This is a genomic window from Chitinophaga cymbidii (assembly GCF_007992715.1).
Lineage (GTDB): Bacteria > Bacteroidota > Bacteroidia > Chitinophagales > Chitinophagaceae > Chitinophaga > Chitinophaga cymbidii.
In genome coordinates this window covers 76,005-88,821 of record NZ_BKAU01000005.1, presented here as the reverse complement: position 1 = coordinate 88,821, position 12,817 = coordinate 76,005, and the positions used below count along the sequence as shown (strand labels likewise).

Here is a 12,817-nt window from a genome sequence, read left to right as displayed (position 1 = left end):
CTTGTCTTGATGTTTTAAAAATTCAGGTTAAAGCCGGTGGCAAATGTGCGTACCTGCGGAAGGTCCATATAAGTGATGCCCTGGTTCAGGTTCCTTTCCAGGCTGGTGCCGTACATGCCTGCCACTTCCGGGTCCCATCCTGAGAAGCCGGTGATGGTGAACAGGTTTTGCGCGGATACGTACAGCCTTGCATTCCTGACGAACTTCACGTTTTTCAACAGCCGGTTGAAGGAATACCCCAGTGTAAGGTTCCGCATGCGCAGATAAGAAGCATCGTGCAGGAAGCGGGTGGTATTGCTGCCTGCTACCGGATCATTGTACAGCAGGCGCGGAGCACCGGCGGCCACCGCGCTTTCACGCAGGTTGTTGTTGCCTTTCAAATAGCTCAGCTCTCTTTCTCCTTCATCCAGTATATAATTGCCGTAGGAAAAAGTCAGGAAAGCGCCGAGGTCAAAATCCCTGAATGTAAAAGTATTGTTCAGCCCGCCGAAGAATTTGGGGGCGGAAGGTTTGTCGTAATGCGGGATGCGCGCCGCATCTATCTGCGCGGCGCTGGTGGCCGGTACTTTATTCCTGTCCAGGTCATAGATCAGCTCCGCTCCTGTTACCGGGTCTGTGCCTGCATATTCCGCGAGGTAAAAAACGCCGAGCGGTTTGCCTTCGTACACCGCGATGTTCGGATGGGAAGCAACGCTGGCGCCGCCGAGGTCCAGCACGGTATTTTTGTTACGTGCGATGTTCAGTTCAGTGGTCCATTTGAAGGCGCCGACGAGGTTGCGGGTGACGAGGCTCAGCTCCACGCCGCGGTTGCGGAGGGAACCGGTGTTCAGCCACAGCCCCGGATCTACCACGCCCGCGGAAGGCGGCGCGTTGTAGCTGAGGATCAGGTCGCGGGTAGTATTGTTATAGAAATCGATGGCGGCGCTGATGCGGTCGTTGAACAAACCGAGATCTATGCCGATGTTGAACTGGTCCTGTTTCTCCGGCTCCAGCGCGGGGCTGCCGAAACCGGCTGCATGCACGCCTGCCTGCAAAAGATAGCGGGAGCTATTGGTGAGCGCCCAACGTTCCAGCGAGGAATAGTTGCCGATGCCCGCATTACCTGTACGGCCATAGCTGGCCCTGATCCTGAGGTAATTCACCGCGGAAACGGATTTCAGGAAATGTTCTTCCGACAGCACATATCCCACCGAGGCCGCGGGGAACACATGGTATTTCTGATTGGCGCCGAAGCGGGACGAACCGTCGACACGCAGCGTGGCACCTGCCAGGAATTTTTCCTTCCAGGCGTATTGGGCGCTGCCGAAATAGCCTGCGAAGGAATTAACGTTGGTAACAAGCGCCGCGGGCGTAACGGCATTCCTGAAGGAAGCCATGGCAGGCTGCCGCAGGTAGTCGCTCACAAAGCCTTCGCCTTCCGCGAAGAAGTACGGGTTGTCGTTATAATAAAATTCAAATCCCGCTACACCTGTGAGCTGATGGCCTTTGAATTTCTTTTTGTAATTGAGCGTGCCGCGGATGTTGTAAACATTCTCGGAATACTTTTCATACCCGGCATAAGCGGTAGGCACGCCTTCCCTGCCATTGCCAGACCCCACGGAGCCGAAGCGCACAAAGCGGGAGAGATAATCCCTGCGGGTATGGTAATACTGGTCCATCGCAGCATCGAGGCGGAGGTCCAGCCCCGGCATGATGTCGTACGTGATGTTGGCGGCAATGAACACACGGCGCGTATGCTCTTCATTATCGTAATTGGCTTTATCCTGGAAGGCGGTGACGTTGGAACCGGGGAGGTTGTATATCGCGGGGTCGGACGGAAAGAAATACTTGCCGCTTTTCATGAAAGGATATACGGGCAGATTGCGCTGCGCGGCATTGAAACCGCCGCCGGTGCTGTACCCTGTGGGCATATTGAAGTAATCCACATAATTCATTCCCGCATTCAGCCCGATGGAGAGCCGCCGGGTCACCTGGTTGGTGACTTTTATTTTCCCGGTATAGCGGACGAGGTCATTACCGGTGAGGATACCTTTTTCCTTGTGATAAGAACCCGAGAAATAAAAGCTCGTTTTTCCGCTGTGGTACCCGGAAGAAAGAGATACATGCTGCACATTGCCGGGCTCCAGCGATCTGTCCACATGATCCGTGCTGGTATTTTCCGCTTCGCCGCGGGTGAGCCCCGAAGCAGTGGGGAACGGGGCTTCGCCGGCGCCGCCGCTGTTTACCCAGGCTTTATCCAGCGCGTTCAGGTATTGCGGGCCGTTGAGGCTGTTCACACGGTTGGTTTCGCTGGTCACGCCGTAGTAGTAATGCAGGCGCACGTCATCGCGGCCAACATTCGCGCCTTTGCCGGAACGGGTGGTGACTACGATCACGCCGTTACCGCCGCGGGAGCCGTAGATGGCCGTGGCGGCGGCATCCTTCAGCACTTCTATCGATTCGATATCATCCGGGTTGATGTCTACCAGCGGGTTGAAGGTAGCCCCCCAGTTACCGGCGATACCCGCTTCCTTTACTTCACGCGGACCGCTGTATACAGGTACACCGTCGATCACATACAGCGGCGCTGTTTCCGCGTAAATGGACGAGGTGCCGCGTACCCGCACGGTCACTTCACTGGCGGGCATGCCGTTGGCCTGCGCAATGTGCACACCGGCCAGCCGGCCCTGTAAAGCGGATTTGAAATTCGGCGTCAGTGAATGTTCGATCGTGTTGCCGGACACCGCTGCCGCCGCGCCTGAATAACTGGTGGCCGGCAAAGTGGCGTAGCCTGTCTCTACCACCGGGCCGGCGCTGTCTTTCGGCAGCGGCAACAGTACCACGGGTTTCTTCGCGCTCTGGGCGGAACTGTCCGCCGCAACCGCCAATATGGTGATGATGCTGTATAATATCTTTTTTACCATGAGCTTGTTCATTTTTTGATTTCCAGCTGAATGTATTCATTAGCAAGATCCAGTACGGCCGTGTTGTTGATCATGTTGATGACCGGTGAAGGCACCCGTTTTACCTGCATGCCGATGTAATGCGCCACGCCTTCGCGTTCCGTTCTGGCGATGTAGCACTGGTTGGGGGACAGGTAGCCTGTGCCGGAGCCGGGTTCGCCGCCTGTCATGGTTACGCTGGTCAGCTCCTGTTCCGGCGCGATGGCCTGGTACGTGGCTTCATAGGTGGAGGGTTCCTTGCTGTAATTCGCGGCGGTGGTGAGCTTGAAGGTGGTGCCATTTCCGCTCGTCCATCCGTTCAGTACGGAAAAAGTAACGTCCTGCAGCGGAAAATGAGAATCGTGTACAACGCCCACGAGATCGGGGTTGGCGGCGGCGCCGCTGCCGCTCACGAGGTCCAGCGCGCTGAAATTGAAATAGGTTTTCGCGGCATCGCTGTACAGCTTCATGTTCTGCATGCCGTTGCTCAGCATCCTGATCACATATTCCCCTTCATAATCTTTAGATGCGGTAGTGGCGGTAAACCTGATCCGCACTTCGGCATCTGTGTCTGTGGCGGAAGGAGGCATGGAATATTCAAAGGTCTGGAAGCCGGCAAATGTATGGGCGTCCTGTGTCAGATCAGGATACTGCGGCAAGGCAACATATTCTTCCGATCCGGGCAGCTTGAAGCGGAGCTTAAAGCCGGTAACCGGTTCCGGCGCGCCGGCCCTGAATTTGAAGGTGACGATCTGGCCGGGATAGGCTTCCTGGTATTGGGAAAGCGGGCTGAAGATGATGCCTTCGGCGGGCGCCGGCGCATCGTCATCCCGGTTGCAGCCCAGCATGCAGGCGAGTATCAGTAAATATATTGAAAATCTCATCTGTTAGTTTTTTTAATAATTGTTGTCCAGCAAAGGATTGCGGGCCATGTCTTCTACAGAATATTTGAGTACCAGCTCGAGGCCGTTCCAGGGAAGCGGCGTCTGGTCTGCACGGTCACCCGCGGGGATGGGCACTTTCATTCTTCGCAGGTTATGCAGGCGGTCGCCTTCAAAAGCCAGTTCGCGGATACGTTCAAGCTTGATCGTATCGAGCAATGCGGCCTGCGATATCCCGTCATCCAGCAACGGTATCTGCGCCCTTTCACGGATGGCATTGCAATCCGCGATCGCATCCGGCAGGTTGTTGGCGGCGGCATTGATCTCGGCGCGGTCCAGCAGCAGTTCCGCCGTTCTGATCAGGGGAATGTTGTAATGCTGTACCAGGCTGTACTTGATGGGCGTCACCTTTCCGTCCGCCAGTGTTTTGAAGAAGGTCGTCCACCGCAGATCGCTGGCGCTGTAGTTCGCGTCCGCCAGGAATTTTTCGCTCACAATACCTTTTGGCGCGGCGTTGTTGATGGTATAGATGCTTTCGGTATTGGTGCTGTTCCAGTAGGGCGCGAGCGAGTTGGTGGTGATGGAGCTGGTGGACTGATAGATGCATTCCGGATCGGTATCATCGGCGCCGCGGGCGGAGAACAGGGCGGACAGGCTGGCTTGCAGCGGATGGCTGGAAGGGATGCCGGGCGTTGCGCCGATCAGTCCGTCGATCGTTTGCTTTGCCATCGTGCTGTTCAGCTGCTGGAAATATACTTTCGCCAGGTAGCCGCGCGCCGCGTCTTTCGTTGCGCGGCCGTTGAAAACGGCGGCATGCTGCGCGGGATCGAATGCTTCCGGCAATTGTTCCTCCGCTTTTTTGAACTCCGCGATCACAAAGTCGTATATCTCTTTCAGCGTTGCACGCGGTTTGATATTGCTGACGCGGTCGTCTACCGGATGGTCCATCAGCACAATGCCTGGATGGGTGTTGTCCGGCGTGGCATCCCAGGGCTTTGCCCAGAAACGCACCAGCTCGAAATGCGCGGCAGCGCGCAGGAAGTGGCATTCGCCCATGATGCGGGCCTTGTTGGTGGACCAGCCAAGATCGTCTTTGGCGAGGTCGTTCTCCGCGGCGCGCAATATCAGCGCTGCCGCGTTAATGCAGTTGTACAGCTCACGCATGCGGATGTCGTTCTGCAAACGGAGGTCGGTGGCCGATATTGTTTCCGTCACGATCGCGTCCATGTCGCGGTCGTAAAAGCTCATCTGCGTCCGGATGGCGGAACCCCTTATCACGAGGTGATCTGCCAGCGCTTCGGACCACAGCGTATAATGCCTTCCAACATCCGTGTGCAGCTGCGCATAGGCATAGTTCAGCCCCCCGTCCATCCCGTCTACGGTAGACAGGATCAGCTCTTCCGGGGAAGTGGATGCGGGCACGATCTCGAGCATCTTTTCACAGCTCTGAAAGAGAAAGCAGGAGAGCGCCAGTATAGTGAAGATCTTTTTTTTCATCCTTGATTTTTTTAGAAGCCAATATTTAATCCGAACGTCATCATCCTTGATTGCGGAACAACGTTCCCGATAATGCCATATGCGATGTTCCTTTCGCGGTAATCGCCTGAAACGGTGATCGCTTCAGGGTCCACGCCTTTGAACTTCGTCAGCAGGAAGAGGTTCTGGCCGGTGAAGGACAGGCGGGCGGAACGCAGCCGGAGCGCGGAAATGATGCTCTTCGGAAGCGTGTATGCCAGTTGCAGGTTTTTGAGGCGGATGAAAGAAGCGTCTGACAGGAAGCGGGTTGTATTGTAAGTCCGCAGCACATCGTTCGTGGCATCGTTATAATATACTTTGGGCACGTCGGTGACCTGGCCGGGATGCGTCCAGCGGTTGAGCATGGTGGTGGGCAGGTTGCCGATGTAGATCTTTGAGCCGGAGTTATCGTAGGAGATGTTCCCCACGTAGCTGGCTACACGCTCTCCGGCATCCAGCAGGTAGTTGCCTACCCTGAACGAGAAGAATATGCTCAGGTCGAAACCTTTATAGGAAAAGGTGTTGCCGATACCACCGTAGAACTTGGGGGCGGGCAGCGTATTGAACTGCGGTTTGCGGGCGGCTGCCAGCTCCATGGCGTTGAGGCTGGATGCCAGCACTACCTTGCCGTTCTGGTCGCGGATCAGCTCTCCGCCGGTTTCGGGGTCTACTCCTACCCATTCTATCAGGTTATACACCGGTCCTTCCCTGCCTTCATATAAATAGATATCGCCTTTGCCACCGGAGATCAGGTCCGGCGTAAGACCGCCGAGGCTCACCACTTCGGTCATATTGCGGGTGATGTTGAAATTGGTCTTCCAGGTGAAATCTCCCTGGATGTTGATGGTATTGATGGAGAACTCGATGCCTTTGTTGATGAGGGAACCGCGGTTCTCAAGATAGGTGGGCGAAGTGCTGGGCAGCCCAAAACCGAAGGTGGTGCCGGTGGGAATGGCGAGCAGCATGTCGCGCGTGGTGTAGTGGTACACATCAAATGTAGCGTTGATGCGGCTGTTGGCAAAAGCCATGTCCAGCCCGCCATCCAGCTTCACGCCTTTTTCCCAGCGAAGGTCCGCGTTCGCGGGCCTGGCGGGGTTACTCGTGGCAGTGCCCATGTAACCGCTGGTGTTGAGGCTGGTGCTCCAGGAAGGGATGGCCACCACATTGCTGATGCCTTGCGCGTTCCCTGTGAGGCCCACGCTGGCGCGGATCTTCAGGAAGTCTACAAAACGGTTGCCTTTCATGAACCTTTCGTCAGAGATCACCCAGCCGCCGGATACAGCGGGGAAGGTGCCGAAACGGTGATTCCTGCCGAAGCGGGAGCTTCCGTCCCTGTTCACGATAAAGCTGAGGAAGTATTTATCATGGTACTTGTAGTTGACACGGAGGAAATAGCCGAGATTGGCGGCGGGCTCCCCTACGGCGCCGGTCTGGAAGCCGGTGCTGATGGACGCCGCCTGCGAGGGATAAAGGAAATTACTGTTGGCAAAGTTCTCTCCGTACATCGCTTCGTACAATGCATCGTTCTTCGAGAAACGCATGCCACCCACCGCGTTGATCTTGTGGTATTTGCCGAGCGTTCTGTCGTACGTCAGGAAGCTTTCCACGGAGTTCATCCAGCCAAAGGAATTTTGATGCTGCCCTTTGGCAAGCTGATCGTCCGGGAAGGGACTGATGCTGCCGCTGTTGCTGGTGCGGAAGCGGAGCAGCCCTTCCATGAACGTAAGACCAAGCTGGTTCCAGTCTTCCCGCTGTGCATTCGTACGGAACTTCAGTCCTTTTGCCAGGTCGGCCTCGAAATAAACCGATCCCTGCAAACGTGTTCTGCGGCTGTTATTGCTGTACAGGTCCCTGTCACGGAACGCCAGCGGGTTGGCCCAGGGATTGAAATAGGTGCCGTCGTGATTGTATAGCGGATAAATAGGAAGGTTCGTGCTGATGGCCGCGCCGTAGCCGCCCGCCGTGGTCACGGTACCGGAACCGAGCCGGAATTCCTTGTTCAGCGAGGGCGCGATGGTGCCGCCGAAGCGGATATGTTTGTTGAAAGTATGATCGATGTTCACGCGGAGGTTATACTGATTCATTTCCGAGCCGCGGATGTTCGCCAGCGTTCTTTTGTAGGTGCCGCTGAGATAGAACTTGGTGCGGCTGGTGCCGCTGCTGGCGGAAAGGCTGATATCCTGGAAGAGGCCGGTGCGCAGGATGGCTTTCAGCTGGTTCACGTCCGTGGTGTCCGCCATACCGCGGTCGAAGTTCATGATCTCGGGCATGGGCGTGGGCGTGAGCGGCAGGCCCTCGTTGGCCGGATCGCTGTAGAAGCTGTTCCGGTGCGCTTCGTCCATGATCATGAGCAGCTGCGGGCCGTTCAGCAGGGCTTTTTCTTTGGATATTTCCGTAAAGCCGGTGGTGGCGCTGAAGTTGAAATTGGTTTTCCCGTTCTTCGCGCGCTTGGTGGTGATGAGAATAACGCCGCCGCTGCCCCGGGCGCCGTAGATGGCGGCGGACGCGGCGTCTTTCAATACTTCTATCGATTCAATATCGTTCGGATTGATGTCCGCCATAATATTCGTCTGCGTACCGCCGAGGTTCGCATCGTTGGTGATCGGGGCGTCGCCGTCGCCGCCACCGCCGGAGAACATGGGCACGCCGTCGATCACATAGAGCGGGCCGGCGCTGCCGTTGATGGTGTTGAGCCCGCGGATGCGCACGTTCACGGCCGCGCCGGGCACGCCGCTGGATTCGTACATTTCCACGCCGGCCATCTGGCCCTGCATGGCGGACTGAAAGCTGTTCACATTGTACTTCTCTATTTCGGAGCCTTTCATGGTAGACACCGAGCTGGTGAGGTCGCGCTTCAGCTGCGTACCATAACCGATCACTACGGCCTCGTTCAGAGATGTGTTGGCAGAGCGTTCCAGTATAATATCTATTACACTCCGGGAATTAACGGGTATCTCTCTTTTGTCGAACCCGATAAATGTAAATACAAGGGTGCCGTTGCCATCCGGCAGCCGGATGCTGTAATTCCCCTTTTCATCAGTGATGGTACCGGTATTGGTACCTTTCAATTTTACGGTGACGCCGGGCAGGGTTTCCCCTCCTTTGTCCCTGACGGTACCAGTCAGCCTTATTTCCTGGAAAAGTGCGTTGGAATAGGCAGGGATGCTAAAGTAAAAGACACTTAATAGCAACAGGCTGGAAAAGCGATGTTTTCTTTTCATATCGTGGCTTGTCTGTTAGGTAATATGTATCAGTTGGTTGATCCTCGAACTTTTTCAAAGAAAAGGCAGGATCAACAAATGGTGGTACACTATAGCTACAATGTAGTATACTATAGCTCATTTAGCCATGGCAGCGGATTTCAGGCATGGATTCGGTGCTGGTCCCGGTACTCCTTGGGGGAGCATTGGTACCTTTTTTTGAATTCCTTGAAGAAGTAGGACTTGTTATTGAAGCCTGTTTTGTAGAAAATTTCGGAGACGGTGAGTTGGGTAGACACCAGCAAAACGCCTGCCCGCTGGAGCCGGATGTGCCGGATAAATTCGGAGGGCGCCATGTCCGACAGGGCTTTCAGCTTCCTGTACAGCTGCATCTTGCTGACCACCAGCTTTTCTTCGAGAAAAGCGGCATCCAGCTCGGTATTGTCCATATTCTCCTCTATGATCTGCACGATGCGGTTCAGGAAGCTCTTGTCGCCGTCCGCCAGCTCCTCTTCCGCGATCCGGTTGGTGAGATCGTCTTTTTTGAACAGGTTGAGCAGGCGCTGGCGGTATTCCAGCAGGTTCCGGACCCTCACGAGCAGGTGCGCGGTGTCAAAAGGTTTGGGGATATAAGCGTCCGCGCCCACGTCGTACCCTTCGGTTTTCTGTTCGAGGGTGCCGCGGGCGGACAGATGGATGAAGGGAATATGGCAGGTGTCCGGCGAGTTCTTGACCTTGTTGCAAAGCTCCAGCCCGTCGATTTCCGGCATCATGATGTCGCTGATGATGAGGTCCGGCAGCGTATTTTTCATCAGTTCCAACGCCAGCCGGCCGTTTTCCGCTTCATATACAATGTAGTTCTCTGCCAGGATGTCGCGCAGCAGGTAACGGATGGCAGGCTCGTCTTCCACCACCAGGATGGATTTTTTGTCCTGCCCCTCCAACGCCGCCACCAGCGCATGCTTGTTATGCTCTCTCGCGGAGCGTTGCACTTCGGCATCCGGACCAGAGGCGATGGAGCGCAGCAGGTAGGAAGGCGACTGGGATTGCGGCGTTTCGGTTTCTCCGGCTTCGGCGAGCGGCAGCCAGACCTTGAAAGAGATCCAGTTGTTCTCGCTGGTGGCGGAGATCCTGCCGCCGAGCAGGTTCACCAGCTGCTGCGTGAAGGCCAGGCCGATGCCATGACTGTATTTGTCGTCATTAGCGGCATTGACCACAAAGAATTTATCGAATATCTTACCCAGCTGCTCCTGCGACAGGCGGCAGCCGGAATTGGCGACGGTGATCTCCAGCGCTTTGTCTGCCCCGGCGGGATATACGGAGAAAATGATCTCCTCTTCGCTTTCTGAATGTTTAAACGCATTGGAGAGCAGGTTGAAGATGATCTTTTCCAGCTTGTCCTTGTCCATCCACCCCGTGATGCCCGGCTCTACCAGTATGGAGTACTGCAATTTTTTCTGTTCGCATAAGGGCACGAACAGGTTGGCGATGCCCGTCAGCAGTCCAGAAACATCCAGGTGGCCGTCGTGCCGCTGCAGGTGGCCGGCTTCGGCTTTCCTGAAATCCAGCAGCTGGTTCACGAGGTAGGTGAGCCGGGATGATTGCTGGTGGATCATGGACAGGAAATAATTGCGGTCCGTGGATTGTTCTTTCTTGTACAGGAAGCGTTCGATGGAGCCGTTGATCAGGGTGAGCGGGGTTTGCAGCTCGTGGGTGATGTTGGTGAAAAAGCCCAGCTGCTCCTGGTGCAGCTCTTCGTCTTTCAGGCGCAGCAGCCGTTCCGTTTCAAATTCATGCCGCTGCCGGGATTGTTTGACCAGGTAGCGGATGAGTATCACGAGGATAATATTAAAGGCGATGAAATACAGGAGCTTCGCCCACCATGTTTTCCACCAGGGCGGGAAAATGTGAATGGTCAGCGTGGCGGGCTTTTCATTCCACTTCCCGAAGCTGTTCGCGGCCTTTACCTGGAAGGTGTAGGTGCCGGGGTCCAGGTTGGTGTAGGTCACCGCCCTTTCCGCGGCACTGGTATAGATCCAGTCGTTATCAAAGCCCTCCATTTTATAAGCGTAGGCATTGTTCTCCGGATCGGAAAAATGCAGCCCCACAAAACCAAGCGTGAATACGTTGTTCCGGTAGCCAAGCGAGATCTCTTTTGTTTCGGTGATGGACTGTTCCAGGATCACATCTCCATTGAAAGCTTTGCCGATGCCTACTTCCTTGTTGAACAATTTCAGTTCGGAAATGGCGACTTCCGGCAGCACATCGTTATGGGAGATCTTCTCCGGATCAAAAACGAGAAAGCCGTCCGCCGCGCCGAACAGCAGGTTGTGTGCATCGAAGCGGTAAGCGCATCCAAGGCTGAAATTCAAGGTGGGCAGATAGTGCCGGAACTGTTCCGTGCGCACATCGAAATGCAGCAGCCCTTTGATGGTGCTGATCCATAAGCTGTTGTCTTTCCCGGCAAGGATGCCGTTCACGGACTGGTCCGCCAGCCCGTCCTGCTCAAAATAATTTTTTACGTTATAATCATACTGCCCGTTGTTCAGGCTGTTCAGCGTGATCCTGTTCAGGCCGGATTCCGAGCCGGCCCAGATCACGTTGGCGGGATATTCGAGGATGGAATAAATGATGTTGCCGAATACCTTCTCTCCCGCTTTGTTCGGCGTTACCCTGGTGAAAACGCCGGTGGACGGGTTGAGATAGCTGAGGCCGGAGGTTTCAAAGCCCACCCAGATGAAGCCGTTATGGTCTTCATGCAGCGAATGCACAAACGAAGAGCTGAGGCTGCGCGGGTTGGCGGGATCGTGCGCGTATTTCAGATGGCTGCCGTCTTTCCGTATCTGTATCAACCCGTCGTTCGTGCCGAGCCAGGTATTTTCTCTGGAATCCCGGAGTATGGTGAAGATGGCAAGGCCGGTGGCTTCTTTCACCATGGTGGCGGCGCCCCGCCGGTCCACCTTCATTGCGCCGCCGAGGGTGCCCATCCACGTTTCACGGCCGTCCATATATATAGAACGGTGTGAATTGAAAGCGGAGGGCTGGAAACGGAACGGCTTCGTTGCATTGTCGCGGATATTGAACTGGTAGCAGGCGTTCTTGGCCGTGCCGATCCAGATGTTTTCGCCGTCGGGCGTAAAGATGCTGCGCACCTGGTCTTTCGCCGAGGGGTCTTTAAAAGTGAAGTACTGGAAAGGGAGGATGTGGAGGTTGAGCTTGTTCAGCCCCAGTTCCGTGCCGCACCATAGATTGTCCGTGCGGTCTATGAACACTTTGTAAACGGTGTTGTTGCTGAGGCTTTGGTTGTTGAGGGGGTTGTTCCGGTAAAAACTCACCTTTGAAGCGGTTGTACCGGGATGCTCGATCTTGGCGATCCCGCGGTCCGTCGCCAGCCAGAAATCACCGGCGGGTGATTTGCAGATGTCGAATACTTCGGTTTGATGCAGATGCTGATCGAGATAACTTTGTTTGCCATAATCCCCCGTTCCCGGATCATAACTCAAACGGATAATGCCTTCCGAGCCGGTGGCGATGTAGAGGTCTTTCTGATCTTCCAGCAGCGACCAGAAGTAAGCGCCGTAAGGATCGGGCTTCACGCTGATCTCGTAGAAGCGGTGCGCGCCGCTGCGGGTGTTGAAACGTACCACGCCCATTGCCGTCGCAATCCAGATATGATCGCCGTCTGACCGGATGATGCTGCTGATGTAAGTGCGGAAAGGCGCTTCGCTGAACCTTTCAAATTTCCCGGTGGCGGGATCGAGCTTTGTAAGTCCTTCCCTCGTGCCGATCCAGAGCTTGCCCGATGTATCGAATAATAAAGAAGTGATGTTGTTGGAAAAAATAGAGGTGCTGTCGCCCGCTGCATGCTGGTAAGCCTTGAACTGTCCGGTTTTCGCATCAAAAACATTCAGTCCGTCCAGCGTGCCGATCCAGATGCGCTGCGCGGCATCTTCACAAATGGCGAAAGCCCAGTTGCCGGAAATACTGTTGGGGTCATTATTATTATAATACTTCCGGAAGCTGTAACCGTCATACCGGCTGACGCCGTTCATCGTGCCCACCCACAGAAAACCTTTGCTATCCTGGAATACCGAACGTATACGGTTATCCGGCAGACCTTCCTTGCTGGTATAGCGGGTGAAAAGAAGATCGGAAATTATCTTGTTCCCCGCAACCTCCCGATTCTGCGCGGATGAAACTCCGGCACTGCAAATAATGAACAGTAGTAAGATAAACCCCCTCATGGCATAATGTGGAATGTGTATATCGGGAAAACGGTGGTTGACGGCCCGTATGCAGA

Annotated in this window: 5 protein-coding genes; all 5 read right to left on the bottom strand. The window is 55.2% G+C overall.

The annotated features are described in order from the left end of the window. Positions 1–14 precede the first annotated feature (14 nt). Positions 15–2,915 carry a SusC/RagA family TonB-linked outer membrane protein gene (locus tag CCY01nite_RS19190; protein ID WP_146865213.1) on the bottom strand — a complete coding sequence of 967 codons (2,901 nt, stop codon included), beginning with the start codon at positions 2,913–2,915 and terminating at the stop codon, positions 15–17. Continuing rightward, the gene (locus CCY01nite_RS19185; protein WP_146865211.1) at positions 2,912–3,805 is read right to left on the bottom strand and encodes a hypothetical protein; all 894 of its coding nucleotides are present in this window, start codon (positions 3,803–3,805) and stop codon (positions 2,912–2,914) included. Before CCY01nite_RS19185 ends, CCY01nite_RS19190 begins: the two co-directional genes overlap by 4 nt. Before the next feature lie 12 nt (positions 3,806–3,817). Next, the gene (locus CCY01nite_RS19180) at positions 3,818–5,299 is read right to left on the bottom strand and encodes a RagB/SusD family nutrient uptake outer membrane protein (RefSeq protein ID WP_146865209.1); all 1,482 of its coding nucleotides are present in this window, start codon (positions 5,297–5,299) and stop codon (positions 3,818–3,820) included. Between the two features lie 11 nt (positions 5,300–5,310). Then, the gene (locus CCY01nite_RS19175; RefSeq protein ID WP_146865207.1) at positions 5,311–8,538 is read right to left on the bottom strand and encodes a SusC/RagA family TonB-linked outer membrane protein; all 3,228 of its coding nucleotides are present in this window, start codon (positions 8,536–8,538) and stop codon (positions 5,311–5,313) included. Positions 8,539–8,678: 140 nt separating this feature from the next. Continuing rightward, a complete protein-coding gene (locus tag CCY01nite_RS19170) occupies positions 8,679–12,761 on the bottom strand; it encodes a hybrid sensor histidine kinase/response regulator transcription factor (RefSeq protein WP_146865205.1) in 4,083 nt (1,360 codons plus the stop codon). Positions 12,762–12,817 lie beyond the last annotated feature (56 nt).

Coding starts and splice junctions, on each gene's coding strand:
- CCY01nite_RS19180 (WP_146865209.1), bottom strand. CDS start 5,299: ATGAAAAAAAAGATCTTCACTATACTGGCGCTCTCCTGCTTTCTCTTT.
- CCY01nite_RS19175 (WP_146865207.1), bottom strand. CDS start 8,538: ATGAAAAGAAAACATCGCTTTTCCAGCCTGTTGCTATTAAGTGTCTTT.
- CCY01nite_RS19170 (WP_146865205.1), bottom strand. CDS start 12,761: ATGAGGGGGTTTATCTTACTACTGTTCATTATTTGCAGTGCCGGAGTT.
- CCY01nite_RS19185 (WP_146865211.1), bottom strand. CDS start 3,805: ATGAGATTTTCAATATATTTACTGATACTCGCCTGCATGCTGGGCTGC.
- CCY01nite_RS19190 (WP_146865213.1), bottom strand. CDS start 2,915: ATGAACAAGCTCATGGTAAAAAAGATATTATACAGCATCATCACCATA.